Here is a 24,944-nt window from a genome sequence, read left to right on the forward strand (position 1 = left end):
CCCGATGCCTAGATTCCGGCCATGTCGCATGCTCCCTTCGTACCCCTTCGCATCTTTTCCAGCTTCACCATGCTGGATGGCGCGATCGATCCGAAGGCGGTCGCCAAGCTGGCAAAGGAGCGCAAGTTTCCCGCCGCAGGCCTTTGCGACCGGAACGGGCTTTACGCGGCCCCCACCTTTGCGGGCGCGGCGAAGGGTATGGGCGTGCAGCCGGTCATCGGCACGTTCCTTGCCATCGGTCGTCCGGGTGCCGTCGCCCAGGGGCAGGACCGGGCGATCGACTGGCTCGCGCTCTTCGCACAGAACGAGACGGGCTGGCTTAACCTGTGCCACCACGTCAGCCGCGCACACCTTGACCGGCCGCTGGAGCTGGATCCCCATGTCGAACTGGAATCGCTGCGGGGTTACACGGACGGGCTGATCTGCCTGACGGGCGGCAATGAAGGCGCGCTGGCCCGGCTTTACGCGACGGGGCGGCATGAGGGCGCCGAAAGCTACTGCGATACCTTGCAGTCCCTGTTCGGCAACCGTCTCTACATCGAGATCACCCGGACCGGCGAACCCGAAGAGGACGAGAGCGAGGAAGACCTCATTGCGCTTGCCTATCAGCGGGACATCCCGCTGGTGGCGACGAACCCGGCGCAGTTCCCGGACCAGGGCTTCCACTCCGCGCACGACGCTCTCCTGTGCATCGCCAATTCCACGCAGGTCGATGCGGCGGATCGCCCCCGTTCCTCGTCCGAGAGGTGGGTGAAGCCTGCCGACGTAATGGCGGAGCTGTTCTCCGACCTGCCCGAAGCGCTCGCCAACACGCTCGTCGTGGCGCAGCGCTGCGCTTATGCGCCGCCCAAGCGCAAGCCGCTACTGCCAAGCCTTGCCGGTGACCGAGAGGGCGAAGCGCGGATGCTCGCCGACGACTCGCGCCGGGGGCTTGCCGCGCGCCTCGCCCCGTACTGGCCCGGTGTCACCGAGGAGGAGCTGGACGCGGCCATGGCGCTGCAGGGCGACGAGCGGCGCGGCGCCTACGAAGAGCTTCGCGAGAAGGGCGTAACCGAGGACTTCCTCGAATACGCTGACCGGCTCGATTTCGAGACGAAGATCATCGTCGGCATGGGCTTCCCCGGCTACTTCCTCATCGTTGCTGACTTCATCAAGTGGGCCAAGGACAACGGTATTCCGGTTGGGCCGGGCCGTGGTTCGGGCGCGGGCTCGCTGGTGGCTTGGGCGCTGACCATCACGGACCTCGATCCGCTGAAACTCGGCCTGCTGTTCGAACGCTTCCTGAACCCGGAACGCGTCTCGATGCCGGACTTCGACATCGACTTCTGCGAAACCCGCCGTGGCGAGGTGATCCGCTACGTCCAGAAGAAGTACGGCCACGATCACGTCGCGCAGATCATCACCTTCGGCAAGATGAAGGCCCGCGCCGTGCTGCGCGACTGCGGGCGCATCCTGCAGATGGGCTACGGCCGCGTCGACAGCCTGTGCAAGATGGTGCCCAACCATCCCACTGACCCCTGGACGCTGACCGAGACGATCCAGGGCCGCAAGGCGCACGGCGTGACCAAGGACCCGCCGGTGGCCGAGTTCAAGCGCGAGTATGACAACGACCGCGAAGTGCGCCGTCTGGTGGACCTTGCCGTGCAGTTGGAGGGCCTGCCGCGCAACTCCTCTACCCATGCGGCGGGCGTGGTGATCGGGGATCGCCCGCTGGCGCAGCTCGTTCCGCTATACCGCGATCCGCGCTCGGATATGCCGGTGACGCAGTTCGACATGAAGTATGTCGAGGACACCGGGCTCGTTAAGTTCGATTTCCTCGGCCTCAAGACGCTGTCCGTGCTGCGCAAGGCGTGCGATCTGCTCGAAAGGCGCGGCATCACCATCAATCTCTCGACCCTGGGATGGGACGATCCTGCGGTCTACGAACTGCTCAAGCGCGGTGACACGGTCGGCGTGTTCCAGCTGGAATCGGAAGGCATGCGCCGTACGCTGGCGGCGGTGAAGCCGACCAACTTCGGCGACATCATCGCGCTCGTCTCGCTTTACCGCCCCGGGCCGATGGACAACATCCCGCTGTTCGGCCAGCGCAAGAACGGGCTTGCTCCCATCGAGTATCCGCACGCCAAGCTGGCGGGCATCCTGGGCGAGACATACGGGATCTTCGTCTACCAGGAGCAGGTCATGCAGGCCGCGCAGATCCTGGCGGGCTACTCGCTGGGCGACGCCGACCTTCTGCGCCGCGCGATGGGCAAGAAGGTCCAGGCCGAGATGGACAAGCAGCGCCAGCGCTTCGTCGATGGCTGCCGGGAAGTCTCGGGCATCGACGCGGCCAAGGCCAACGAACTGTTCGACTTGATCGACAAGTTCGCAGGGTACGGCTTCAACAAGTCGCACGCCGCCGCCTACGCGCTGCTGGCGTATCACACGGCCTGGTTCAAGGCGCATTACCCGCACGAATTCTATGCGGCGGCCATGTGCTTCGACATGCACCAGTCGGAAAAGCTCGCGATCTTCGTCGACGACGCGCGCCGCAACGGCATCGAACTCGCCCCGCCGGACATCAACCGGTCGGAAGCCGAGTTCATCGTCGAGGAAACGGCGGAGAGCCACGCCGTCCGCTACGCGCTGGCGGGTATCCGCAACGTCGGCGAAAAGGCGATGGAAGCCATCGTCGCAGAGCGAGAGGCGAACGGCCCGTTCGAAAGCCTCGACGACGTGTTCCGCCGCGCTCCGGCAGGCTCCATGAACCGGCGCCAGCTCGAAAGCCTTGCCGCTGCGGGCGCATTCGACGCGCTCGAACCCAACCGCGCCAAGGTCCTTGCGAACGCCGACACCCTGCTGGCCGAGGCGGACCGCTCCTCACGCGAACGCAACTCCAGCCAGCACGGCCTGTTTGGCGGCGACGATCATGTGGAGCAGGGGCTGCGCCTCGTCGAAGCCGACAAGTGGGACCGCGCCGAGCAGATGGCGAAGGAGCGCGAGACCTTCGGCTTCTACTTCGCCGCGCACCCGGTCGAGCAGTACCGTGCCGTCGCGTCGGCCAACGGCGCGCGGACCTATTCCAGTCTCATGGCGGGGGGCGGCGGTGGCCGCACGGGCGCGGTAATGGCGGCGATGGTGGAGAGCGTACAGAGGCGCAAGACACGCAAGGGCAAGGACTTCGTGATGGCGGAGTTCTCCGATTCCTCCGGCAACTTCTCGGCTTCGTGTTTTGAGGAAAGCCTGGTTGAGAATTTCGTGAAATGGGCGAGGGAGGGCGCCTGCATCCTGCTCAACGTGGAGCTGGATTCACCCAGCCAGGACGAGCCGCCGCGCGTCACCGTGCGGGGAGGGCGACCGCTCAGCGAAGTCAAGGCGGACGCCCGCATGGTGCTGAAGCTGGATATCGATCGGGTGGAGGCGGTTCGCGAACTCGCGCTGTTGATGCGACCGGGCGCACGTGGCGCGGGTGAGGTGATCGCCACCCTCCATCTTGGCGACGGGCGCACGCAGAAGGTCCGGCTTGGCCGCGATTTCGCGCTTGACGGCGACTTTGCGGAGCACCTTCAAAGCGTGGAGGGCATCTCCCACGTCTCGCTCACGGCCAAGCGTGGGCCGGAGCGCGTCGCCATGGCGGCCTGATTCGGGCGCCGATCACATGCCCGTGTGAGGACAGCCCCCGGCGCAGGGCTGCCTCGCGCGGGTTACTTTTCGGTGTTAACGGCGTCCTGAGCGGCGTCGCCCACCTTGCTCGCGGCATTCCCGATGTCGCCTGCAGCCTCTGCGATCGCGTTGTCCTTGGCCGTCTCGCTGTTCTGGCTGAACAGGTAGATGCCGCCGACGATCGCCACGAGCAGGACCAGCGCCATGATGATGCCGGTGCCGCTTCCGGTCGATCGGGTTTCGCGAATGATGGTGGTGTTGCCCGGAGCAGCGTCTGCCGGGCGTTCGGTGGTGACGGTTTCTTCAGCCATAAGTCGGCTCCTGTCCCAGTTGGTGACTGGTGACGGAACGCGCCATCGTGATCGTGGTTGCCGGGGTCAGCGGTCGCGGTAGCGCGGTGCGCGCTTTTCCCGGAAAGCGGCCACGCCTTCCTCGAAATCCTCCGACATCAGCATCATGACCTGCTGCCGGTCTTCGAGAGCCATGGCGTCCGACAGGGAGCGGGCATCGAGATTGCGGTTCAGCGCGTCCTTGGTGAGGCGCAGGCCCATGGGTGCGTTGGCCGTCATCTCCGCCGCGAGCGAGAGTCCCGCCTCCAGCAGGTCCTCGGCCGGGAGGATGCGACTGAGCAGCCCGCAGGCCAGCGCCTTCTCCGCGGTCATGAAGCGGCCGGTCAGGATGTACTCGGAGGCGACGGAGGCACCGATCAGCCGCGGCAGGAAGTAGCTGCATCCCAGATCACATCCGCCCAGGCCCACCTTTATGTAAGCGGCGTTCATCCGCAGATCCGGGGTGCCGAGGCGCACATCGGCGGCCAGAAGCAGCGAGAAGCCGGCTCCGCAGGCCGCGCCGTGGCCAAGCCCGATGATCGGCTGCGGACAGGCGCGCATCCGTTCGAGGATGCTGCCGAGCGAGCGTTGCAGTCGCCAGTAGTGCTGCAGTTCCCCGCGCGAACCGTCGTTGGCCCAGCCGCCGAGGTCCAGCCCGCCGCAGAACGCCCGCCCTTCCGCGCGCAGGATGACGACGCGGACCTCGGCCCGATCCGACAGGCCGGCGAAGTAATGGGCGACGGCGGCGGTCATCTCTTCGTCGAAGGTGTTGAGGGCTCCGGGGCGATTGAGGGAGACGATTTCCACCGCATCACGGCGGTCGACGAGCAAGGATCCAGTCATGCCTTACGATAGAAGCGCGCGCGGACTTTGCGTGTCTCCGCGCGGCAATCGCACTTGCTTACAGAAGCGAGAGCTGGCCGTCGCGGGAGGGGCGGCGGAACTGCGAGCAGTCCAGCGCGACCGACGGTCCCGTCATGCCGAGCCTTGCCGTGGCCACCCGGAAGCGCCGCCGGAGCAGATCGGCCCAGACCCCTTCCGGCTTCATGCGCGTGCCGAAGTTGGGATCGTTGTCGCGCCCGCCGCGGATGGAGCGGATCGTCGCCATCACCTTGGCGGCGCGATCCGGGAAGTGAACATCAAGCCATTCGCGGAACAGGGGCGCAACTTCGTGAGGAAGGCGCACGATGATCCAGGTTGCGCAGCGCACTTCGCGCGCGGCCGCCTCCTCCAGAATGGCCTCCATGAAGCTGTCGGTGATGGAGGGGATGACGGGCGCCACGGAGACGTGAACCGGGACGCCTTCCCCCGCCAGCCGTTCCAGTGCGGCCATGCGCTTGGCCGGAGAGGCAGCCCGCGGCTCCAGCTTCTGCGACAGGACCGGGTCAAGGCTGGTGACGGAAATGCCAACGTGGACGAGATTGCGCGCAGCGAGCTGCGACAGGAGGCCGATGTCGTGCAGGACGCGGTCCGACTTGGTCGTGATCGTGACCGGATGGCCGACTTCGAGGCACAGCTCCAGCACCTCGCGCGTGATCCGGTAGCGGCGTTCGATGGGCTGGTAGGGGTCGGTGTTCGTGCCCATCGCAATCGGCGCGGGCTTGTAGCCGGGCTTCGCCAGCGTCTCGCGCAGCAGCCGGGCCGCCGTGGGCTTGGCATAGAGCTTCGTCTCGAAATCCAATCCGGGAGACAGGTCGTGATAAGCGTGGGTGGGGCGGGCGAAGCAATAGATGCAGCCGTGCTCGCAGCCCCGGTACGCGTTCACCGAACGGTCGAACGGGACGTCGGGCGACGCGTTGAAGGAAAGGATGGAGCGCGGATGCTCCTCCGTCACCGTGGTGGCCGGGTGCCGCGAAGGTCCGTCGACGGTTTCGGCCATGTCGAGCCAGTCGCCGTCGGTTTCGCGCGCGGGCAGGTTGAACCGGCTGCTTGCCGCGCTGCTTGTCGCTCCTCTTCCCTTGACTGCGTTCATGGAATGCACTCTGAACAAAACGGGAACGAAAGTCAATCCGGTCTGTTCGGTTGATCTTGCGCCCATCCCCCCGTAGGCGGGACGGAAAGGGGAATACAATGGCAGGCGCTACGCGCAGGGTTGGAGCCGAGACGTCCGCGACTCGGGCCGTCATCATCGAAGCGACCAACCAGTTGATCCGCGACGAAGGCTACGCCTCCGTCAGCACGCGGCGCGTCGCCGCGCGTGCGGGGCTGAAGCCCTCGTTGGTGCATTACTATTTTCCGACCACGGACGACCTCCTTGTCGAAGTCTCGCGCCAAGGGGCGGCGCAGAGCGACCGCATGATCGAGGAAGCGCTGGCATCGGAAGACCCGCTGCGGGCGTTGTGGGACTTCTTCATCGATACCAGCCGGGTCGCCATGGCGCTGGAGTTCATGGCACTGGCGAACCACCGCCCCGCCGTGCGCGAGTACATGGCCCAGCACAGCGAGGAAATGCGCGCCCGTCAGGTGGAGATACTGAAGCGTCTGCTGGGCGACCGGCTGAGCAGGCTGGAAGGCTTCGACGCGGCCGGGCTCAGCGTGGTCCTGGCAGGGATCGGCCGTGCCATCGTTATGGAGCACGGGTTGGGCGTGACCACCGGCCATGCCGAGGCGATCCGCATCGTCGAGGGTTGGCTGGACAAGCTGGCCCCCTGATCGCGCGGCAGCGCGTGGACATACCGTACGGGCGTTGAGTTCGACTGCCCGGGTGCGATCGGCTGGAAGCCGGCTTGATTCTACCCACCGTCGCGCGAACATGGTAACAGTGTTCTCATACGGCATTTCTGGGAGTCAGGGTCATGACGGTCACCACCTCGGTTCAGCTGAAGGCTGAACATATCAAGCCGAACATCGGCAGCCGCATTCTCAATTCGAAGGACGAACTGCTTTCCGGCGAACTCGCTCCGCAGCTGCGCGAGGAACTGGAAGCGCGCGGCATCCTCGTGTTTCCCAAAATCAACTTCAACGACGAGGAGCAGATCGCCTTCACCAAGACGCTCGGCCAGTACGCCCCGGAAGGGCCGGACGGTGGACCCAGCAAGATCACGCTGGACGTGAAGGAAAACCCGATGGCGGCGGAGTACTTGAAGGGCTCGCTCTACTGGCATATCGACGGCACCCGAAACGAAGTGCCGATCCTCGCCTCGCTTCTGACGTGCAAGGTGCCGAGCCCCAAGGGAACGGGCAACACCGGCTTTTCCAACACTTACGCCGCCTACGAAGCCCTCTCGGACGAGGACAAGGCTTACTACGAAGACCTGCGCGTCGTGCACGGGCCGTGGGCTTCGCTGTTCTACTACGAACCGGAGCCGAGCCTCGCCAAGCTCAAGGGGATGCAGGGCATCGGTGAGAAGGTCCTGCCGTTGGTGTGGAAGCACAAGTCGGGCCGCAAGTCGCTCGTGCTGGGCTGCACCTGCCATCATGTGCAGGGCGTGGACCATCTCGAAAGCGCGCGCATCATTCACGGTCTGCGCGAATGGGCGACCGGTCCGGAATTCACCTACAGCCACGAATGGGAAGTGGGCGACATGGTGATCTGGGACAACACCGGCACCATGCATCGCGCCGAAGCCTACGATCCCACCTGCGGCCGCATGATGCACCGCACCAAGTTGGAGGGCGAAGAGCCCTGGACCTTCGGCTGAGGTTCGCGACGTACCCCGCAGGCGTGTCCTGCGGGGAGGCGCCCGAACACCGGCAAAAGAAAAGGCCCGCCTTCACACGATGAAGGCGGGCCTTTTCGTTGGCTCGGCGGCGTTCACCGCCGAGCGACAGGGTCAGGCCCAGTTGGCCATCTCGGTTTCGAGGTTCTTCACGATTTCCTCGAAGAACTGCTCCGTGGTCATCCAGCTCTGATCCGGACCGATCAGGAGTGCGAGGTCCTTGGTCATCTTGCCGCTTTCGACGGTCTCGACGCAGATGCGCTCGACGGTCTCGGCGAACTTCACCACGTCCGGCGTGTTGTCGAACTTGCCGCGATAGATGAGACCACGGGTCCAGGCGAAGATCGACGCGATCGGGTTGGTCGAGGTCGCCTTGCCCTGCTGGTGCTGGCGGTAGTGGCGGGTCACGGTGCCGTGCGCGGCTTCGGCTTCGACGGTCTTGCCGTCGGGTGCCATGAGGACGGAGGTCATCAGGCCGAGCGAGCCGAAGCCCTGCGCGACGGTGTCGGACTGCACGTCACCGTCGTAGTTCTTGCAGGCCCAGACGAACTTGCCCGACCACTTCAGCGCCGATGCGACCATGTCGTCGATCAGGCGGTGTTCGTAGATGATGCCCGCATCCTTGAACTTCTGCGCGAAGCCTTCGTTGTCGAAGACTTCCTGGAAGAGGTCCTTGAAGCGGCCGTCATACGCCTTGAGGATGGTGTTCTTGGTGGAGAGGTACACCGGCCAGCCCAGCGAGAGGCCGTAGTTGAACGAAGCGCGTGCGAAGTCGCGGATCGACTCGTCGAGGTTGTACATCGCCATGGCGACGCCCGGAGCCGGGAAATCGAACACGTCGAGGTCGATCTTCTCGCCGTTCTCGCCGTCCCAGACCAGGCGCAGCTTGCCGGCGCCGGGGATCTTGGTGTCGGTCGCGCGGTACTGGTCGCCGAAGGCATGGCGGCCGACGACGATGGGATCGGTCCAGCCCGGAACAAGGCGCGGCACGTTCGAGATCACGATCGGCTCGCGGAAGACGACACCGCCCAGGATGTTGCGGATCGTGCCGTTGGGCGACTTCCACATCTTCTTGAGACCGAATTCCTCGACGCGGGCTTCGTCGGGAGTGATCGTCGCGCACTTGACTGCGACGCCGTACTGGTTGGTGGCGTTCGCGGCATCAATGGTGATCTGGTCGTTCGTGGCGTCGCGGTTCTCGACCGAGAGGTCGTAGTACTTGAGGTCGATGTCCAGGTAGGGGAGAATCAGACGTTCACGGATCCACTGCCAGATGATCCGCGTCATTTCATCGCCGTCCATCTCGACGATGGGGTTCGCTACCTTGATCTTCGCCATTCAAAAGACTCCACCTGGGGTGAGAATTGCGCCAGTCTCTAGGCAGGCGGGGCACGCATGGCAAGGCATGGCGGGCCAAAGATCGCGCCCGTGCGGCTTTACAGGCCGGGTTTGTGCCTCCAGCGTGTGCGGAATGGAAACAGGCGTAGAGAGGGGCGAGCGGATGGGCGAAGAGGTGCTGGTTACGGAAGCTGAAGGCGTTCTCGAAGTCACGATCAACCGGCCCGAGCAGCGCAACGCAATGACGCGCGACGCCGCGCGGGCGATCGGAGCGGCGATGGATCGCCTGGAAGCCCGCGATGACCTGCACTGTGCGATCCTGACGGGGGCGGGTGGCTTCTTCTGTGCAGGCATGGATCTCAAGGGATTCCTGCGGGGCGAACTGCCGGTGGACGAACGGGGTGGCTTTGGCGGCATCTGCACCTGGACGCCGCGCAAGCCGGTGATTGCCGCCGTGGATGGTCCGGCGCTCGCCGGGGGCTTCGAACTCGCGCTGGCCTGCGATCTCATCGTCGCCAGCGCGGGCGCGCGCTTCGGCATCCCGGAAGTGAAGCGCGGGCTGGTCGCGGCGGGTGGCGGCGTGGTTCAGCTGCCGCGCCTCCTGCCGCGGGCGCTCGCTATGGAACTGGCGCTGACGGGCGATCCGATCAGCGCGGCGCGGGCGCTGGAACTCGGCCTGATCAACCGCATCACGCAGAGCTCCGCCATCGAGGCCGCGCGCGAGCTGGCCCGTGCGATCACCGGCAACGGTCCGCTTGCCGTCGCAGCGTCCAAGGCGATCATCCGGGATTCGTGGCACTGGCCCGCAGACGAGATCACCGCGCGGCAAGGGCCTTACATCGAGACGATCTTTTCATCCGAAGATGCCAGGGAAGGCGCGCGTGCCTTTGCGGAAAAGCGGGCCCCGCGCTGGCAGGGTCGGTAGGTTCGGAGCGGCGATACAGAGGCAAAAGAAAAACCCCGCCAGGTCCGAGGACCCGCGGGGTTTTCTGGAATGGTGGGCGTAGCAAGGATTGAACTTGCGACCCCTACGATGTCAACATAGTGCTCTACCACTGAGCTATACGCCCATTCCATTCGAGCGTTCCGGTGAGTGTCCCCGCCGGAGGACTGGCCCTCTAGCGGGGGTTTTTCGGGCTGGCAAGAGGGTGATGAAGAAAATTTTGAAATCAGACGGAGGCATGCTCCGGCACGTTGAACGCACGGCGGACTTCCATGACCAGGTCCCGCAGGTGGAAGGGTTTTGAAAGCACCTTGGCCTGTGGTGCCTCGCGTCCGGCGCGCAGGGACACGGCGGCAAATCCCGTGATGAACATGATCCTGGTCATCGGCGAGATCTTCGCGCACTGCTGGGCCAGTTCGATGCCGTCCATCTCCGGCATGACGATGTCGGTCAGCAGGAGGTCTATGTCATCGTTCATGAGATGGGGGATCGCTGCCGTCCCGCAGTCGACCGCGACGACGCTGTAGCCCGCGTTCTGCAGGGCGCCCTGGAGGTATACGCGCATGGCTTCGTCGTCTTCGGCAAGGAGGATGCGGATCATCGTTGCGGTCCAATCTGGAATGTCTGTCCTGCGCCAGCCGGCGCCAGTGTCTGGAACGAAGATCTACAGCGCCGTGACTTATAATTCTTCCGCCGATTCCGAGGTGACCTAGATCGGGACGCTTTGACACGGCGGCGTTAAACGACCAGCGTACTGCGATGGTCGAGCCATCGGACGAGACAGATTCGCAGGAGAAGGCAGGGGGAAGCATTCCCGGTTCTCCCGAGGGCGCCGCATTCTTCCTTCTGGAGCGAGAGCCTTCCCGAATACCTGTGCTGATCGCGGCGCCGCATGGTGGCCGGGGCTATTCGCGAGGGCTGCTGGCCGATCTGCGGCACGGCCTCTCTGCGGTCCTCAGGCTGGAAGACCGGCACGTCGACGCCGTCGCGCGGGACGTGGCGCAGGTCACCGGGGCGAGCCTGCTTGTCGCTCATGCGCCGCGCGCGATGGTCGACCTCAACCGCGCTCCGGACGACATCGACTGGGACATGTTCCTGCGCGATGCCCGGCCTCCGGGGGGCATCGCCGCACCAAGTCGCCGTGCGCGGGGCGGCCTGGGACTGGTCCCCCGGCGATTGCCGATCGTCGGGGATCTATGGCGGCGGCGGTTCAGCAGGGAGGATCTCGTCCAGCGGATCGAGCAGGTCCATGAACCCTATCACGCGACGCTTTCAGGCGTGCTGGCGCGGCTGCGTGACCGTTGGGGCGCTGCGCTGCTGATCGACCTCCATTCGATGCCGCCGCTGCCCGTCCGCGCCGGTATCCCGCGTGCACAAGTGGTGATCGGAGACCGGTTCGGCGCCAGCTGCCATGACGCCATAGTGGCGGCCGCGTTCGAGTATCTCGGGCAGGTCGGCCGGCCTGCGGTCCACAATCGGCCTTACGCCGGGGGCTATGTTCTGGAGCGGCACGCCGCGCCGCATGCTGGAATTCATGCTTTGCAAATCGAGATCGACCGGAGCCGCTACCTGGATTCGGCGCTTGTCGAGCCGGGCGAGGGAATGCCCGGCATGAACCGTGATCTGGCAGGGCTAGTGCGGCGGCTGGCGGGGATTGTAGCGGAGCTTGGTGCGGCAGAGCTGGGGCGCGAAACCAGCGGGCAGGGCTGGCCTCTGGCCGCCGAGTGAACGTCAGGCATTAAAAAACCACCTCGCGCATGCGCGAGGTGGCCAAGGTTCAGGGAGGAGGTGCACGAGGTGCACCAACCCGAACGGGCCATGAGGGTAGCACCGGCCGGGCAAACCACACATAGGTCCACCCAAGCCGAGATTCAAGCGATTCTTTGGAGCAGGCTACCGATTGAAAGTCCAGCGGACACTCTGCGCCGTCGCATGAATTGGGTGGGACTGTGACATAAGTGTCATAACCCCACCCACTTGAATGGTGAATCAGGCGTTTACTTCGCCCGTGGCGGCGGCCAGGTTGGGCACCTTGCCCTGGGAGGCCTGGCGGCCGAAGATGTCGCGAACCAGTTCCAGCGAGAACAGGTGTGCGTAGATCAGGGCCAGCATGCCGTTCTGGTTCCACTGGCGCAGAACGTCACCGCGCACTTCGCGCAGCTTGCTCTCGTCGACCATCTGGAAGCCCCGGTAGTTGAAGGGCTGCGGCTGGCCGACGTCGATGTTCAGTTCGCCGTCCATCAGCAGCTTGTGCTTCTGGAGTTCGGCCATGAACTGCGCCGTCTTGGTGCCGGCGATCTCGAAGTTCTCGCAAAACTTGAGCATGTTGGTGGTGGCTTCGGTCGGCTGGGCCTCAGCGTTGAAAAGGGCTTCGCCATCCTCGATTTCGCCGACAAGGTCGCTGGTGGGATCGACGCAGAGCGAAAGCTCGTCCGAATCCTGGCGCAGCTTGGCCAGCATGAAGGGGTAGCGGCGCACATAGGCCGGGATGTACACCGGAGTGTTCACCGAGCCGTCTTCGTCGACGAAGACGTTCACGCCCTCGTTCATGCCCATCAGCACCAGCGGAATTGGATTCTCGCCGGCGGTGAAGATGATCGGGAAATTGCGCTGTGCCTGCGGGAATTCCTCGACCGTGAGCGGCACAGAGTTGATGCCGGCGAGCCAGGTTGCCTTATCCGTGGAACGGGTCTTCCAGGTGGCGTGCTGCTGCGAGTTGAGCGGGATGAGGTCCCGGTAGAACAGGGGCAGTGCAGGATTCTGAGGCGCGCTGGCCATGGGATACTCTCCGCGAGGGTGTCGTCTACGAAAGGCGCACGCTTTAGTGGCTCGCCTGCCGCCACGCAAGCAGGGCCGCCCAGGCTATCCGCCCGATTTCACCGGTCCTGTGCGATGCGGTCTCAGATCAGCTTGCCGGGGTTGAGCAGGCCTTCGGGGTCCATCGCCTGCTTGACCGCGCGCAGCATGGACAGCGCCACCGGATCGCCCAATCGGGCAAGCTCGTCGCGCTTGAGCTGGCCGATGCCGTGTTCGGCAGAGATCGACCCGCCCCATTCCGTCACGAGATCGTGGACGCGCCGGCTGATCGCCTTGCCGGTGGTGGCGTTCCAGGACCGCCCGTCCGTCTCCTGCGGGGCGATGACGTGGTAGTGGACATTCCCGTCGCCAAGATGTCCGAATGCGATGGCCTCGACACCTGGGAACTCAGCCTCCAGCATAGGGGCTGTCGTCTCAACGAAGGACGGCATGGCTTCCACGGGAACCGAGATGTCGTGCTGGACGGCCGGTCCACGCGCTCGTTCTGCGGCCGGGACGGTCTCGCGGATGAGCCAGAAGGCCTCCGCCTGCCCTTCGCTGGCGGACAGAGCGGCGTCTTCGACCAGAGATTTCTCGAAGGCGTCTGCCATCATGATCTCGCACCGGGCTCGCAGGGTGTCGGCCTGTGCGCGGTCGGCGACGACTTCGATCAGCACGTGCCACGCGTGGCGGCCCTGCAGAGGAGGGCGGGCCGCCGGCAGATGCTCGACAACGGCGTCGATGCTCGCCTGCGGCATGACCTCGAACCCCTCCAGCGCCTCGCCCTCCACCGCGTCGCAATGCAGCAGGAGCGTGCGGGCGGCGGCGAGAGACGGCACGCCGGCCCAGATCACGATGCGCTCGGCGACGGCGGGTAATAGCCTCAGCGTCGCGGCGGTCACGATGCCAAGCGTCCCCTCCGAGCCGATGAGCAGCTGCTTGAGGTCGAAGCCGCGGTTGTCCTTCTTGAGCGGCGTGAGTTGCGAGAAGATCCGGCCGTCCGCCAGCACCGCTTCGAGCCCGAGCACCAGCGCGCGCATGGAGCCGTGGCGCAGCACCTGCGATCCGCCCGCGTTGGTGGAGATCAGGCCGCCAACGGTGGCCGAGCCCTTGCCACCAAGGGTGAGGGGAAACCGCAGCCCTTGCGCCTCGGCCGCTTCGTGGAGGGTCTGGAGAATGACCCCGGCTTCGCATGTTGCCTGTCCGGCCTCGGCATCGATGCGGCGGATCGCGTTCATCCGGCGCAGCGAGAGGAGCAGCGCGGCCCCGCTCTCGTCCGGCGTGGCGCCGCCCGACATGCCCGAGTTGCCACCCTGTGGGACGATCGGCACACCATGCCGCGCGCAAAGCCGAACGAGGGAGGCCAGTTCGTCGACGTCGGCGGGCGATGCGAGGGCGCAGGCCCTCCCGGTGAACCGGCCGCGCCAGTCCGTCAGCCATGGGGCGAGGAGGTCCGGGTCCGTTGTCAGGCCACGAGGGCCGAGAAGGCGGGCGGCTTCGTCAAGGAATGGCGTGGAGGGCGATGCCGAGTCAGTCATCGGGTTGATATGGCACACAGCGGCCAAGGTTTCGACACTTGCGCTGAAGCTTTGCAGAGGCGAAGTTAAGGGCCGGTTCAAGCTCTTGCCCTAAAGGGATCTTGTGGGCATCGCATTGTTCCTGGACAAGAATCACAGAATGAGTTTGGCCTCCGCCCTGCTGTATCCTTTCATGCTGCTGTTACCAGCGGCAGGATCGGCCGACGCCGCCGTCTCGCCGGACGAGGGCGGTGCGTCTTCTGTTCAGCCGGTGAGTGCTGTCTGGCCGGAGGTGGAGCCGCCCATGGAGGTGACCGGATACTGGCCTGGGGTGCAGATGAACGAGGGTCCGGTCGGAGGCACGCTGCTGGGGCAGGCCTTTCCGCAGGATGCCCGGCAGGTGCGTGTCGAACAGCGCATGACCATCCGTATCAGTCCACGCGCCGCGATGCCGATGCCGGATATGTTCTTCGGGCCGCCGGGACACGGCGCGCCGCATGTGGTGGAGCGCAAGATCGGCAAATGCCTCTCCGCTGCCGACATTGCGGGGGTGCGGCCCGGTCGAGACAATCGCCTTCTTCTTTTGATGCGGGACCGCCGCGTCGTAAGCGCGCAGCTTGACCGCTCCTGCCGTTCGCGTGACTTCTATTCGGGCTTCCTGATGGAGCGCAGCACGGACGGCCGTGTCTGTGTAGACCGCGACACGCTGCTGTCGCGCAGCGGGATGAGCTGTACGCTCACACGAATACGGGAACTGGTCGAGCAGGACGACTGAGCGAGCGTTTCAAGGCAGGCCGCGCCGCCGGATAGGGACTGAGGGAGCAGGACCGCGCTTCATTCCACTCGCGCGGATTTCCTTGACTTTCCCGCAGTTTTCCGCGAAGGGCCGGCTGTCGCGCGGCAAACGTCGCGGGCGGCTTTGTGTTCCGCCCATGCTTCTCTGTCGCAGCTTAACGTACCTTTTTTCCGGAAAATACAACTGCCTATGAGCTTTGCCGACCTCGGCCTGTCTGACGAATTGCTGCAAGCGGTGGAAGCCGCCGGCTACACGGAACCGACTCCGATCCAAGCGCAGACGATCCCGCCGGTCCTGATGATGAAGGATCTCATCGGCATCGCTCAGACCGGCACCGGCAAGACCGCCAGCTTCGTGCTGCCGATGATTGACATTCTTGCCCATGGCCGCCGCCGCGCCCTGATGCCGCGCTCGCTCATTCTTGAGCCGACGCGCGAACTCGCTGCCCAGGTGGCCGAAAACTTCGAGAAGTACGGCAAGAACCACGACCTGAAGATGGCGCTGCTGATCGGCGGCGTGCAGATGGGCGACCAGCTCAAGGCGCTGTCGAGCGGTGTGGACGTCCTCATCGCGACCCCCGGGCGCCTGATGGACCTGTTCGAGCGCGGCAAGATCATGCTGACGGGCTGCGAACTCCTCGTCATCGACGAAGCCGATCGCATGCTCGACATGGGCTTCATCCCGGACATCGAGACGATCTGCTCGAAGCTGCCGACTAACCGGCAGACCTTGCTGTTTTCGGCAACGATGCCGCCGGTCATCAAGAAGCTGGCCGATCGTTTCCTGACGAACCCCAAGTACGTCGAGGTGGCGCGTCCCGCTTCTACCAACACGAACATCGTGCAGCACAAGGTTGCCGTACCCGCCCGTAAGAAGCGTGAGGCCCTGCGCCACATCCTGCGCACGGACAACGTGACAACCGCGATCGTTTTCGCCAACCGCAAGACCACAGTGCGCGAACTGGCCAAGAGCCTTCAGCGTCACGGCTTCTCCGCCGGGGAAATCCATGGCGACATGGACCAGTCCGCGCGCAACGCTGAGCTGGAGCGGTTCAAGGCGGGCGAAATCAGCATTCTCTGCGCCTCCGACGTCGCTGCTCGCGGTCTTGACGTGAAGGGCGTGAGCCACGTCTTCAACTTCGACACGCCCTGGCACCCGGACGACTACGTCCACCGCATCGGCCGCACCGGGCGCGGCGGCGCCACGGGACGGGCCTTTACCTTCGTCTCGCCGGAAGATGCCGAGGCGATAGCCAATGTCGAGAAGCTGACCGGCAGCGCAATCCCGGTCTATGAGCTCGACCTCGCCGAGGCGACCGAGCCGCGCCAGCGCCGCGAGGAAAAGCCCCGCCGGGAAACGCGTCGCGAGGAACCGGTGGAGCGTGCACCCCGCCGCGAAGCCCGCACCGAAGAGCCGCGTCGGGAGCATCGCAGCGAAAGCCGGGGCCGCCGCCGCGAGGCCGAGCCGGTCGTGGCGCAGGACAATGGCAGCTGGAACGGCCCGATTCCCGAATTCCTCAGCGTCTCGGCGCTGCACTGATCGCAGAGCAGGGGCCACCAGGCCGCCGCTCACCGGCAGCGCTGACGCCAGTTGAAAGCCCGCCCTCCTTACAGGATGGCGGGCTTGTCTTCGTTCAGGCCTTGACCTTGTTCTGGAAGCTCTTGCGCAGCTTCATCAGCTTGGGCGGGATCACCGCAAGGCAGTACGGATTGCGCTGGCCTTCGCCTTCCCAGTACTCCTGGTGATAGCCCTCGGCCGGATACCAGGTGGCGGGGCCTTCGATGGTGGTCACGGCCTTTTCGCCCGGGTGCTCGCTGTCCCACCGCGCGATGGCGGCTTCGGCTTCCGCGCGCTGCGCGTCGTCAAGCGGGAAGATCGCTGAACGGTACTGCGTGCCGACGTCGTTGCCCTGGCGGTTGAGCTGCGTCGGGTCATGCGTGCCGAGGAAGACGTCCAGCACTTCGGCGTAGGAAATCACGTCCGTGTCGAACGCGATGCGGATCGCTTCGGCATGGCCGGTCGAGCCGGAACACACGTCCTTGTACGTGGGGTTCTCGACGGTTCCGCCGATGTAGCCGCTTTCCACCGAATCTACACCCACCACGTCGCGAAACACCGCTTCTGTGCACCAGAAGCACCCGCCAGCCAGGATTGCCGTTTCCATCGTCGTCACATGTCCTTGAAACAAACTGTTAGCGGCTAGATAGGAGCGCGTCCGGCCCTTGTCATCGCTTGCGGCTGGCCTATTCTCCGGCCGGTTCAATTCTGTGTGGAGAGAATGCGATGCGTCCTGGCCTCCTGGCACTGTCCTCCTTCCTCGGCCTCGTCGCTGCGTCGCTTGGCGTCCCGGCGGCTGCGGCGGAGAAGCCCTCCGCACTGCCCGCTTGCAAGGGGTGCAAGCCCGCGCTCGAACGCGTTGCGGCAAATCCGCTGCGCAACGGCGATCGCGCGCGCGACCAGTATCGCCGCCCGGTCGAGACGCTGTCCTTCTTCGGCGTTCAGCCGGACATGAAGGTTGGCGAGTATGCGCCCGGCGGCGAATGGTACTCGCGTTTCCTTGGCCTCTACCTTCGTGAGAAAGGGCGCCTTGTCGGCCTCTACTTCGATACGACCAGCACCGCCTTCGACGCGAGCCGGCAGGCCGGCATCCGCAAGGCGGCCGCCAACTACGCGGCGGACGTAGCGAAGTTCACAGGCTTTCCGGCAGAGCGTTTCGCGGCCTACACGCTCGACGCGGTGCCGGAGGCGGAGAAGGGCACCTTCGACGTCATCATCGTGCCGCGCATGCTGCACAACCTGATGCGCTGGAACATCGCCGAAAGCGAGGTTGCCCGGATGCGCGATCTGCTCAAGCCTGGCGGCGTCATCGGCATTGAGCAGCACCGCGCAAAGCCGACCGCTCCGGACGACTATGCCGATGGCTCGAAGGGCTACCTGCGCGAAGCGGACGTCATCCGCTTCATGGAAGGACAGGGTTTCGAACTCGTCGGCGAGTCGGAGGCGAACGCCAATCCCAAGGATACGGCGAACTGGCCCGAGGGCGTGTGGACCTTGCCACCGACCCTCGCCCTGAAGGAGCAGGACAAGGCGAAGTACCAGGCCATCGGGGAGAGTGACCGCATGACCCTGCTGTTTCGCAAGAAGGCGTGAACAGGGCGCCCGGTCTGGACTTCAGGCCGGGCAATCCATAACTGGGCGGCATGACCCAGATCACCGTCGCCGCCCTTCAGCTCGCCCTCGGTTCCGCCGACGAGGCCGAAAACATCGCCGCCGTCTCCACGCTGGTCGAGGAGGCTGCCGCCAAAGGCGCGCAGATCGTCCTGCCGCCCGAACTGTTCTCCGGTCCCTACTTCTGCAAGATCGAGGACGAGGCGCTTTTCGCGCACGCGCGCCCGACCGCCGAGCACCCTTCGGTCATCGCCATGAAGGCGCTCGCGGCGAAACTGAAGATTGCGATCCCCACCAGCTTCTTCGAGCGCGACGGGCACCATTATTACAACACGCTCGCGATGATCGACGCCGAGGGCGAGATCATGGGCACCTACCGCAAGAGCCACATCCCGGACGGTCCCGGGTACGAGGAGAAGTATTACTTCCGCCCCGGCAACGACGGCTTCAAGGTGTGGGATGTCTTCGGCACCCGCATCGGCATCGGCGTGTGTTGGGACCAGTGGTATCCCGAAGCGGCGCGCGTGATGTCCCTGATGGGTGCGGAACTGCTGTTCTACCCGACCGCCATCGGTTCCGAGCCTTACGATGCCACGCTCGACACCAGCCGGATGTGGCGCCGCGCCATGGTCGGCCATTCGGTTTCCAACTGCATGCCCGTGATCGCCGCGAACCGTATCGGGGCGGAGCCGGAATGCGGCAGTGACCAGACGTTCTACGGCCATTCCTTCATCACGGACGAATGGGGCGACTTCGTTGCCGAATTCGGCAAGGAGGAGACGGGCGTGCTGGTGGCGCAGCTCGACCTTGCGCGCGCGGCCCGGCACCGCGCGGGCATGGGCTTCTTCCGCGACCGCCGCCCGCAGCTTTACACACGCATCGCTCAGGACATCTGAACGCAACCCGAGGGGGTGGGCATGGGGAAAAACCGGTATCTGGTGGCGCTCGGCTCCAACGTGCGCCACGTCCGCTATGGCCCGCCCCGGGGCGTACTGGCTGCGGCCATGAAGGCTCTTGACCATGGCCGGTACGCGGTGATCGCGTGCTCTCCCGTCATCGAAAGCGCGCCGCTTGGTCCCTCACGTCGCCGCTACGCCAACGCGGTCGCCATCGTGCGCACGAAGCGTATGCCCGATGAGATGCTGCACAAGCTGCAGAAGATCGAGCACCGCTTCGGCCGACGCCGCACCGGCCGCGCCTGGGGCGCGCGGGTGCTCGATCTCGACATCGTGCTGTGGAACGGCGGCGCCTGGGCACAGGACGATCTCGTCATACCCCACCCAGCCTTTCGCGAGCGGCGCTTCGTGCTCGACCCCGCGACGAAGATTGCGCGGCAGTGGCGCGATCCTCTTACGAACCTGACTGTGGGACAATTGCAAGGCCGCTTGACCAAGGCGCGTCACGCTTCTAGGTGACCTCCACCAAGACGCCTCGCGCAGTCAAGGGCCCTTAGCTCAGTCGGTAGAGCAACTGACTTTTAATCAGTAGGTCGCTGGTTCGAACCCAGCAGGGCTCACCATGGTTTTTAAGCGCTTCGCAGAATTGCGGGGCGCTTTGCTTTTGGTCTTCCCACCACATTCCCCTTTTGTGCAGGAGAAACGGGTCGACTGCTGCTTCGAATACGAGGATGGGGTCGTCATTTCCCAAAGCCCCAGAAACCTGCACGTGGTTTATCCTTCCAAGGATACTTCGCTCACGACGGCCTCCTCGATCAGGGCTTTAAGTTCAGGGGCCACCGTAAAATCAATCGGGATTGCAAACGAGTTCAGCAGCGAATCATTTTTCCCCGCTGCCTTCACGACTGTCTTCAACGCGGCGTGCAGACGCTTGCCCTTGACGGTGGCTGGCGAAATGCCGCCTGCCTCCGCCCACATAGCCTCCGCGTCCGGTGATCCGCCATTCGGCCATACCACGCGCACCACGTTTTGCCGTTTTGCAAGGAACGTTTCACGTGCCTTGGTTACCTTGTGAGCCGCCTGCTGCCGCCACTCTTCCGCTTCCTCAGGTAGCACGCCGTAGAGCGCACACAGGTAGTCGGTTTGGCAGAAGTAGGCCTCGATGTCTGATCCGGTCGTGACCCACGGGAACACGCCCGGCGTCTTGAATCCTTGACGCCACTTTTCGGCCTCGTCGCCGTTCATGAAGTCACCATCGCGATGCAGCAATGCTTTGATTTTGAGCTCTCCGTCGACGAGCAAGCCCTCCAGAAACTTGTCGCGGGGAAGATTTTCTATTCCGAAGCACCGGCAAACGGCGACCTGCCGAGCCAAATCTGGCCATTGCCGCAACACGGCTCGAAGCGGCTTGTCGTCCTCATCTTCGACAAAGAAAAGGGCTGCTTTGTCGAGACCTCCCCAGCCGAGCAGCCGCCGGATGGCCTCATCATCCTTTGTCTCAACGGTTCCGTCCCTCATCCAGACCAGCTTAGCGGCTGGGCTGGCTGCGCGGACCATGTGGGGACTATGGGTCGTTAGAATGATCTGAGCATCATATTCGGGCGCAGCCCGCTCAAGTGCCTCGATCAGCCGCTCCTGTTTGTCCGGGTGGAGGTGCGCGTCTGGCTCATCGATCAGCATCACCTTTGGCTCGAACAGGATCAGATAGGCGAAGATTTGAACAACCTGAAGCACGCCAGTCGCGGCGGTCTCTAGCGGACGGCTTTGGCCGGTGAGGCCGTCCGTTCGAATGGTGGCTGAGATGTGGTAGTCCTCGCGCTCGTCGAACGCGACGTCGATCTGGACCCCCGGATGCACCTGCTGGACCAGTTCGTTAAGCTTGGCCAGTCTCTCGCGCCCTTGGGCCTCGTCCGATTCACCTACCCTGCGGCTGCGCAGGTTAAGCAGGATGTTGCGTAGCACACCGCCTGCGTCGCCGCTGGCGGCCTGTCGGCGCAGCGTGGGCTGTGCAAGGATAGACTCCTTTTCGGATAAACCGGCAAGGCCTGGAATGTAGGTGGTAATGAATTGGAAGCGCTGCTTGTACGGTGTGACCGCGCCGCCACCGTCCATGTATGCGGTGATACCTCCGCGGTTTCGTGCCGCTCGGATACGGATTGTAGCTTGGACAGCTTCTTCGCCGACCGGCCGGTGAGCGAAGACGACTTCCACTGGTGTCGATCCGGCGTCTGACTTGAGTTGGCCCTTGTGGAGCGTCGTCAGCGGTTCGCTTGATGGAACATAGTCGAGACGCTCGAAGGAGATCATCTCTTTGGTGTTTTTTGGCAACACGTAGCTGGCTGCGCGTGCGGCCCAGTGGATCGCTTGGAGCACCGATGACTTCCCGCAGCCATTTGGTCCAACGAGAATCGTGACGCGATCGAGGGGGATAGTAGCAACCGTGGTGGCTTTGAAACCGCGAACGGTTATCGACTCCAACGTGCTCCATCTGCGTGCTCGGACGGATCGTGTGTCTGCGATTCCGACCGCTACAGAGGTGGATGACGACGCGCTGCCTCCCACGGGCGGCCCATTGTCGTCTGCCAGTGAACCTTCGGTAGGGGGCTGTCCGCTGGTAGGATAGTCTTCGATGTTCAGCAGCATGGAGGTTTCGTCTATCGCGGCCATCGCGATGGTGTCTCCAGGAGTTGCCGTCAGCACCTCCTCCGTGCTGCTATCGAGGTCATCGGTCATCTCGGATATCTGGATGCCTGCTTTGCGCGAGTCCATCTGACTGCGCGATTGTGCTGGGGATGAATGGCAGATGTTGCGATCCGCTCTCCCGTCGGTTGCCGGTCTGGAAGCCGTTCGGGCCGCCAGTCCGCGAACACTCGATTGAGCATTCGCGCGCGCTTTGCGTGGATGCGCAACCGAGCGCGGAGTTCCAGACATGAAGATCATCAGCCTTGCCGCGAACAAGGGCGGCGTGGGCAAGACGTTGTTGACCGCCTCGCTGGCGGTGCTGGCGCAGCAGGACTGCGAGGCGGAGGAGGGCCGAGGAGGAAAGGGCAAGGTCGCGATGCTGGACCTCGATCCGCAGGGCAGCCTGACGGCGTGGTACAATGCCCGGCAGCGCGAGGGGCCGATGCTGGTGACGCCGATGCTGCGGACGCTGGTACTGAGGCTCTACGCCCTCAATCGCAAGGGCGTGCGATACGTCTTCATCGACACGCCGCCCGGGCACAGCGAGTACATCGCCAAGGCTGTGGACGTCGCCGACCTCGTGGTGGTCCCGGTGCGGCCCGGCGAACTCGACTACATGGCCGTGCTGCGCAACCTGCAGCCGATGTTGTTCCGGACGCATGGCGTGGTCGCCCTGCCGAACGCGGGTCTGTTCCGCAGCCGGTCGATGGGTGACCTCGTGCAGCGTCTCGACCGGGAGCGGCGGGACAGGCTGGCACCGGTGCATCACCGGGTTGACCTGCCGCTGAAGAGCGGCCTGACACTGGTGGAGACCAAGCCGAAGTCGGCCGGGGCACAGGAACTTCGGAACGTCTGGGCACAAATCCGGGAGCGGCTGGGAGAATGAGGATGAACGACATGCCCGACGCCGACCTGCAACGGCGGGGGCAGGCACGCCCCATCGCGGAACCGCTCTCACCGCCCCGACGCGCCTTCGCCGGGCGCAGGAGGAGGATCAGCGTCACGCTCGATCACGAGCGCTACATCGCCTTCCGGACGCTGGCGGCAACCCATGGCCTTAGCGGCGATGATCTCGCCGTGATCGCGATCGACAGGCTGCTTGCCGGCGCCTGATCCACGCTGCATATCCTTGCTGGAAGGAAGCAGAGGAATGTCCCGATCACCCTTGGCGGTGATCGGGACATTCTTTTGCCTCCACCACGGGCACGCGAGGGGCGTTACGGCAGCGTGTTGGCTTTGATGCGCTGGGCGACGAACTGGTTCAGGTCCACCGCCCTATAGCGCACCGTGCCGGGAGACAGCTTCACGAAGCGCGGCCCGTCGCCGGTTGAGCGCCAGCGCTCCAGCGTCTTGACGCCGACGCCCAGCAGTTCGGCCGTCTGGGCAGGGGTGAGCAGAGCGGGCACGCTCGTCTGCGCATCCGCGATCATCGGGGCAAGCGCGAGGTCCACCGGATCGAGATCGGCGGCAGCGGACAGGGTAGCAACGGTGGCGATCGCGTCGTGCGTTTCCGCCGGGGGGATGGCATCCGCGCGGCGAAGCGGACTGCGCAGCTTGTGGGGCTTAAGCATCGTAGTTGTCCTTGGGGTGTGCTGGAAAAGAAAAAGGCCCCGGGAAGCATCCGCGGGGCCAGAAGGATCGGCTGGGCGAGGCTGTTGCGTCATTCCTCGGTGGTAAGGATTGGCCGACCGCGGATGATCGTGCCCTTGCGCCGGATGGAATGGCGCGCGGTGCGGGAAGCAACCGGAAGCTCATTACCCTCGGCCCGCTTCACCCGGCGCGGCTGCAGGTTGAGGTTGGCAACGCGGTCACCGCTTCTGTTCCAGTTGGTGTGCTTCATCGTCTTGGTCCTTGCAGTTTGGAAAAAAGAACGGCCCCGGGACGTGTCCGCAGGGCCGCAGGGTGTTGCAGATGATGTGGGGTGCCCGCCAAAGTGCTGGGGCTAGAAGCCCGCGGGCAGGGCCTCGTTGGCAGCCTCGATGAGCCTTGCGGGCGCGAGGTGGGCGTAGCGCATGGTCATGCTGATCTGGCTGTGCCCAAGGAGGGTGCCGACTTCGTGCAGGCTTCGCCCCTTGCCCACCAGCGTCGAGGCGAAGGTGTGGCGCAGGTCGTGGATGCGCAGGTCCTTGTCGAGCCCGGCGAGGGTTTTCGCCCGGCGCCACGCCTTGCTGGGATCGGCGAGCGGCTTGTCCGGATCGGAGCCCGGAAAGATGAAGGCGCCGGGCGCCCATGGCCGCTGCCGCTCGAGGATGGCAAGCGCTGCATCAGACAGCGGGATGTGCCGCCGCCGACCGCTCTTGGAGATTGGCACCGTCCACAGGCGCCGCTCGTAGTCGATGTGCTCCCACTTGGCACCCAGCGCCTCCCCCCGCCGGGCCCCGGTGGCGGCCAGAAGGGCAAGGGCATGGGCAGCCGACTTGTTGGGCTCGTCCCGCAGCGCCATGAACAGCGCGCGCAGTTCGGTCTCGGTCAGGAAGCGCTCGCGGCTGTGCTCGCGGCGCATCTCGGCGTGCTGGGCCGGGTTGCGGCCCTCGTAGGCCTCCCAGCGCAACGCGAGGTTGAACACCCGCCGCACGAAGGCGGCGTAGCGGTTGACGGTGGCGTTGGTCAGGCCAGCACGGTGCAGGCGGTCCTGGAGGTCGGCCACGTCCTGCGGGCGGATCTCGTCGAGCGGCCGGCTGCCCCACAGCGCCTTGAGGCGCAGTCGGAAGAAGCCGACGTGGTCGGCGTAAGAGCGCAGTCGCTCCTTGGCGAAGGGCAGATAGCGGGTCTCGACGAAGTCGGCGAAGGTGGGGACGGCGCGCAAACGGTCACGGTCCCCGGCAGGATCGCCGCCGAGCGAGGCCTCGGCGCGCAGTTCCTGGGCCCGGCGGCGGGCCTGCTCCACGGTGATGTCGCCCAGCTTGCCGAGGCGGATCTCGCGCTGGCGGTTGCGGGCGTCGCTGTAGCGCAGATAGAAGGTGACGGTCCCCGATGTCCGGACCTCCATGATGAAGCCGGTGAGCTTGTCGTCGAACAGGCGCAGCTTGGCCTTGCCCTCCGGCACGGCCGGCGGGTTCGTGGCAAGCCCGCGCGTGATTGCGGGCATGGGCATTCTCCGATGTGGGATTGGGTGTGGCCGGCGATGGCCGCGGGCGACAATGAACTGTTGCGGGCCTTTGGCCGCAAAAGGGCGAGA

General features: G+C 64.9%; 24 protein-coding genes and 2 tRNA genes. 13 read left to right on the plus strand and 13 right to left on the minus strand.

All coding sequences use genetic code 11. The features are described 5' to 3' along the window. The first annotated feature begins 21 nt into the window (after nt 1-21). Nucleotides 22-3,621: a DNA polymerase III subunit alpha gene (gene dnaE / locus QOL62_RS02120; RefSeq protein WP_283404998.1), complete on the plus strand. Its 3,600-nt coding sequence runs from the start codon at nt 22-24 to the stop codon at nt 3,619-3,621. 62 nt (nt 3,622-3,683) lie between these two features. Here dnaE and QOL62_RS02125 read toward each other — a convergent pair whose 3' ends face one another. The 3 genes from QOL62_RS02125 to QOL62_RS02135 all read right to left on the minus strand — a co-directional run bounded on the left by QOL62_RS02125 (nt 3,684) and on the right by QOL62_RS02135 (nt 5,943). Continuing rightward, nucleotides 3,684-3,953, minus strand: coding sequence for a hypothetical protein (locus QOL62_RS02125; protein ID WP_103728537.1), 270 nt, complete (start codon nt 3,951-3,953; stop codon nt 3,684-3,686). Between the two features lie 66 nt (nt 3,954-4,019). Beyond that, the gene (locus QOL62_RS02130; RefSeq protein WP_283404999.1) at nt 4,020-4,814 is read right to left on the minus strand and encodes an enoyl-CoA hydratase/isomerase family protein; all 795 of its coding nucleotides are present in this window, start codon (nt 4,812-4,814) and stop codon (nt 4,020-4,022) included. A 58-nt stretch (nt 4,815-4,872) separates the two neighbouring features. Continuing rightward, a complete protein-coding gene (locus QOL62_RS02135) occupies nt 4,873-5,943 on the minus strand; it encodes a PA0069 family radical SAM protein (protein WP_283405000.1) in 1,071 nt (356 codons plus the stop codon). Between the two features lie 98 nt (nt 5,944-6,041). Between QOL62_RS02135 and QOL62_RS02140 the strand changes: the two genes are divergently transcribed. Together QOL62_RS02140 and QOL62_RS02145 are read left to right on the plus strand one after the other, a co-directional pair. Further along, nucleotides 6,042-6,623: a TetR/AcrR family transcriptional regulator gene (locus tag QOL62_RS02140; protein ID WP_103728540.1), complete on the plus strand. Its 582-nt coding sequence runs from the start codon at nt 6,042-6,044 to the stop codon at nt 6,621-6,623. A 143-nt stretch (nt 6,624-6,766) separates the two neighbouring features. Further along, on the plus strand, nt 6,767-7,612 hold the full coding sequence (locus tag QOL62_RS02145; protein WP_283405001.1) for a TauD/TfdA dioxygenase family protein: 846 nt from the start codon (nt 6,767-6,769) through the stop codon (nt 7,610-7,612). A 132-nt stretch (nt 7,613-7,744) separates the two neighbouring features. On the opposite strand, the gene QOL62_RS02150 is transcribed toward QOL62_RS02145, so the two are convergent. Next, the gene (locus tag QOL62_RS02150) at nt 7,745-8,968 is read right to left on the minus strand and encodes an NADP-dependent isocitrate dehydrogenase (protein ID WP_103728542.1); all 1,224 of its coding nucleotides are present in this window, start codon (nt 8,966-8,968) and stop codon (nt 7,745-7,747) included. Nucleotides 8,969-9,131: 163 nt separating this feature from the next. Between QOL62_RS02150 and QOL62_RS02155 the strand changes: the two genes are divergently transcribed. Continuing rightward, nucleotides 9,132-9,893 (plus strand): crotonase/enoyl-CoA hydratase family protein, encoded by a 762-nt coding sequence (locus QOL62_RS02155; RefSeq protein ID WP_283405115.1) that lies wholly within the window; start codon nt 9,132-9,134, stop codon nt 9,891-9,893. Nucleotides 9,894-9,963: 70 nt separating this feature from the next. Here the strand turns inward: QOL62_RS02155 and QOL62_RS02160 are convergent. Both QOL62_RS02160 and cpdR read right to left on the minus strand, forming a co-directional pair. After that, nucleotides 9,964-10,038: transfer RNA gene (locus QOL62_RS02160), tRNA-Val, on the minus strand. Between the two features lie 99 nt (nt 10,039-10,137). Further along, a complete protein-coding gene (cpdR, locus tag QOL62_RS02165; protein WP_103728544.1) occupies nt 10,138-10,512 on the minus strand; it encodes a cell cycle two-component system response regulator CpdR in 375 nt (124 codons plus the stop codon). 158 nt (nt 10,513-10,670) lie between these two features. On the opposite strand from cpdR, the gene QOL62_RS02170 reads away from it, so the two are divergent. Next, on the plus strand, nt 10,671-11,639 hold the full coding sequence (locus QOL62_RS02170; RefSeq protein ID WP_283405002.1) for an N-formylglutamate amidohydrolase: 969 nt from the start codon (nt 10,671-10,673) through the stop codon (nt 11,637-11,639). A gap of 261 nt (nt 11,640-11,900) precedes the next feature. Here the strand turns inward: QOL62_RS02170 and QOL62_RS02175 are convergent, their stop codons facing one another. Further along, entirely contained in the window at nt 11,901-12,689 is a 789-nt protein-coding gene (locus tag QOL62_RS02175; protein WP_283405003.1) for a SapC family protein, read from the minus strand. Between the two features lie 122 nt (nt 12,690-12,811). After that, nucleotides 12,812-14,245 carry an FAD-binding oxidoreductase gene (locus tag QOL62_RS02180; RefSeq protein WP_283405004.1) on the minus strand — a complete coding sequence of 478 codons (1,434 nt, stop codon included), beginning with the start codon at nt 14,243-14,245 and terminating at the stop codon, nt 12,812-12,814. A 139-nt stretch (nt 14,246-14,384) separates the two neighbouring features. Here QOL62_RS02180 and QOL62_RS02185 point away from each other — a divergent pair, with 139 nt between their 5' ends. Together QOL62_RS02185 and QOL62_RS02190 are read left to right on the plus strand one after the other, a co-directional pair. Then, nucleotides 14,385-14,999, plus strand: a complete 615-nt coding sequence (locus QOL62_RS02185; protein ID WP_283405005.1) for a hypothetical protein — start codon at nt 14,385-14,387, stop codon at nt 14,997-14,999. Between the two features lie 210 nt (nt 15,000-15,209). Further along, nucleotides 15,210-16,559, plus strand: coding sequence for a DEAD/DEAH box helicase (locus QOL62_RS02190; protein WP_283405006.1), 1,350 nt, complete (start codon nt 15,210-15,212; stop codon nt 16,557-16,559). Nucleotides 16,560-16,653: 94 nt separating this feature from the next. Here QOL62_RS02190 and msrA read toward each other — a convergent pair whose 3' ends face one another. Beyond that, nucleotides 16,654-17,184: a peptide-methionine (S)-S-oxide reductase MsrA gene (gene msrA, locus QOL62_RS02195; protein ID WP_103728549.1), complete on the minus strand. Its 531-nt coding sequence runs from the start codon at nt 17,182-17,184 to the stop codon at nt 16,654-16,656. Between the two features lie 119 nt (nt 17,185-17,303). On the opposite strand from msrA, the gene QOL62_RS02200 reads away from it, so the two are divergent. The 4 genes from QOL62_RS02200 to QOL62_RS02215 all read left to right on the plus strand — a co-directional run bounded on the left by QOL62_RS02200 (nt 17,304) and on the right by QOL62_RS02215 (nt 19,707). Continuing rightward, nucleotides 17,304-18,170, plus strand: a complete 867-nt coding sequence (locus tag QOL62_RS02200; protein ID WP_283405007.1) for a class I SAM-dependent methyltransferase — start codon at nt 17,304-17,306, stop codon at nt 18,168-18,170. A gap of 50 nt (nt 18,171-18,220) precedes the next feature. Beyond that, the gene (gene aguB / locus QOL62_RS02205) at nt 18,221-19,084 is read left to right on the plus strand and encodes an N-carbamoylputrescine amidase (protein ID WP_283405008.1); all 864 of its coding nucleotides are present in this window, start codon (nt 18,221-18,223) and stop codon (nt 19,082-19,084) included. Between the two features lie 21 nt (nt 19,085-19,105). Further along, nucleotides 19,106-19,603 carry a 2-amino-4-hydroxy-6-hydroxymethyldihydropteridine diphosphokinase gene (gene folK, locus QOL62_RS02210; protein WP_283405009.1) on the plus strand — a complete coding sequence of 166 codons (498 nt, stop codon included), beginning with the start codon at nt 19,106-19,108 and terminating at the stop codon, nt 19,601-19,603. Between the two features lie 28 nt (nt 19,604-19,631). Further along, a tRNA-Lys gene (locus QOL62_RS02215) sits at nt 19,632-19,707 on the plus strand. A gap of 151 nt (nt 19,708-19,858) precedes the next feature. Here QOL62_RS02215 and QOL62_RS02220 read toward each other — a convergent pair. Further along, nucleotides 19,859-21,853, minus strand: a complete 1,995-nt coding sequence (locus QOL62_RS02220) for an ATP-dependent nuclease (protein WP_283405010.1) — start codon at nt 21,851-21,853, stop codon at nt 19,859-19,861. 160 nt (nt 21,854-22,013) lie between these two features. Between QOL62_RS02220 and QOL62_RS02225 the strand changes: the two genes are divergently transcribed. Together QOL62_RS02225 and QOL62_RS02230 are read left to right on the plus strand one after the other, a co-directional pair. Next, nucleotides 22,014-22,652, plus strand: coding sequence for a ParA family protein (locus QOL62_RS02225; RefSeq protein WP_283405011.1), 639 nt, complete (start codon nt 22,014-22,016; stop codon nt 22,650-22,652). A gap of 2 nt (nt 22,653-22,654) precedes the next feature. Beyond that, nucleotides 22,655-22,879: a hypothetical protein gene (locus QOL62_RS02230; RefSeq protein ID WP_283405012.1), complete on the plus strand. Its 225-nt coding sequence runs from the start codon at nt 22,655-22,657 to the stop codon at nt 22,877-22,879. 104 nt (nt 22,880-22,983) lie between these two features. On the opposite strand, the gene QOL62_RS02235 is transcribed toward QOL62_RS02230, so the two are convergent. From QOL62_RS02235 to QOL62_RS02245, 3 genes are all read right to left on the minus strand, one after another. Next, on the minus strand, nt 22,984-23,337 hold the full coding sequence (locus tag QOL62_RS02235) for a helix-turn-helix transcriptional regulator (RefSeq protein ID WP_283405013.1): 354 nt from the start codon (nt 23,335-23,337) through the stop codon (nt 22,984-22,986). 89 nt (nt 23,338-23,426) lie between these two features. Continuing rightward, entirely contained in the window at nt 23,427-23,606 is a 180-nt protein-coding gene (locus QOL62_RS02240; protein WP_283405014.1) for a hypothetical protein, read from the minus strand. Nucleotides 23,607-23,708: 102 nt separating this feature from the next. Then, nucleotides 23,709-24,854: a site-specific integrase gene (locus tag QOL62_RS02245; RefSeq protein WP_283405015.1), complete on the minus strand. Its 1,146-nt coding sequence runs from the start codon at nt 24,852-24,854 to the stop codon at nt 23,709-23,711. Nucleotides 24,855-24,944 lie beyond the last annotated feature (90 nt).

The sequence above is a fragment of the Novosphingobium panipatense genome (genome assembly GCF_900182875.1).
Classification (GTDB): Bacteria; Pseudomonadota; Alphaproteobacteria; order Sphingomonadales; family Sphingomonadaceae; genus Novosphingobium; species Novosphingobium panipatense.

Bases quoted from the DNA above. Each gene is read 5' to 3' on its own strand.
- QOL62_RS02180 (WP_283405004.1), bottom strand. From the start codon at position 14,245: ATGACTGACTCGGCATCGCCCTCCACGCCATTCCTTGACGAAGCCGCC.
- QOL62_RS02135 (WP_283405000.1), bottom strand. From the start codon at position 5,943: ATGAACGCAGTCAAGGGAAGAGGAGCGACAAGCAGCGCGGCAAGCAGC.
- QOL62_RS02175 (WP_283405003.1), bottom strand. From the start codon at position 12,689: ATGGCCAGCGCGCCTCAGAATCCTGCACTGCCCCTGTTCTACCGGGAC.
- QOL62_RS02230 (WP_283405012.1), top strand. From the start codon at position 22,655: ATGAACGACATGCCCGACGCCGACCTGCAACGGCGGGGGCAGGCACGC.
- QOL62_RS02235 (WP_283405013.1), bottom strand. From the start codon at position 23,337: ATGCTTAAGCCCCACAAGCTGCGCAGTCCGCTTCGCCGCGCGGATGCC.
- QOL62_RS02220 (WP_283405010.1), bottom strand. From the start codon at position 21,853: ATGGACTCGCGCAAAGCAGGCATCCAGATATCCGAGATGACCGATGAC.
- QOL62_RS02185 (WP_283405005.1), top strand. From the start codon at position 14,385: ATGAGTTTGGCCTCCGCCCTGCTGTATCCTTTCATGCTGCTGTTACCA.
- msrA (WP_103728549.1), bottom strand. From the start codon at position 17,184: ATGGAAACGGCAATCCTGGCTGGCGGGTGCTTCTGGTGCACAGAAGCG.
- QOL62_RS02155 (WP_283405115.1), top strand. From the start codon at position 9,132: ATGGGCGAAGAGGTGCTGGTTACGGAAGCTGAAGGCGTTCTCGAAGTC.
- QOL62_RS02130 (WP_283404999.1), bottom strand. From the start codon at position 4,814: ATGACTGGATCCTTGCTCGTCGACCGCCGTGATGCGGTGGAAATCGTC.
- QOL62_RS02240 (WP_283405014.1), bottom strand. From the start codon at position 23,606: ATGAAGCACACCAACTGGAACAGAAGCGGTGACCGCGTTGCCAACCTC.
- QOL62_RS02200 (WP_283405007.1), top strand. From the start codon at position 17,304: ATGCGTCCTGGCCTCCTGGCACTGTCCTCCTTCCTCGGCCTCGTCGCT.
- dnaE (WP_283404998.1), top strand. From the start codon at position 22: ATGTCGCATGCTCCCTTCGTACCCCTTCGCATCTTTTCCAGCTTCACC.
- QOL62_RS02145 (WP_283405001.1), top strand. From the start codon at position 6,767: ATGACGGTCACCACCTCGGTTCAGCTGAAGGCTGAACATATCAAGCCG.
- QOL62_RS02125 (WP_103728537.1), bottom strand. From the start codon at position 3,953: ATGGCTGAAGAAACCGTCACCACCGAACGCCCGGCAGACGCTGCTCCG.
- aguB (WP_283405008.1), top strand. From the start codon at position 18,221: ATGACCCAGATCACCGTCGCCGCCCTTCAGCTCGCCCTCGGTTCCGCC.
- QOL62_RS02225 (WP_283405011.1), top strand. From the start codon at position 22,014: ATGAAGATCATCAGCCTTGCCGCGAACAAGGGCGGCGTGGGCAAGACG.
- QOL62_RS02190 (WP_283405006.1), top strand. From the start codon at position 15,210: ATGAGCTTTGCCGACCTCGGCCTGTCTGACGAATTGCTGCAAGCGGTG.
- QOL62_RS02245 (WP_283405015.1), bottom strand. From the start codon at position 24,854: ATGCCCGCAATCACGCGCGGGCTTGCCACGAACCCGCCGGCCGTGCCG.
- cpdR (WP_103728544.1), bottom strand. From the start codon at position 10,512: ATGATCCGCATCCTCCTTGCCGAAGACGACGAAGCCATGCGCGTATAC.
- QOL62_RS02150 (WP_103728542.1), bottom strand. From the start codon at position 8,968: ATGGCGAAGATCAAGGTAGCGAACCCCATCGTCGAGATGGACGGCGAT.
- QOL62_RS02140 (WP_103728540.1), top strand. From the start codon at position 6,042: ATGGCAGGCGCTACGCGCAGGGTTGGAGCCGAGACGTCCGCGACTCGG.
- QOL62_RS02170 (WP_283405002.1), top strand. From the start codon at position 10,671: ATGGTCGAGCCATCGGACGAGACAGATTCGCAGGAGAAGGCAGGGGGA.
- folK (WP_283405009.1), top strand. From the start codon at position 19,106: ATGGGGAAAAACCGGTATCTGGTGGCGCTCGGCTCCAACGTGCGCCAC.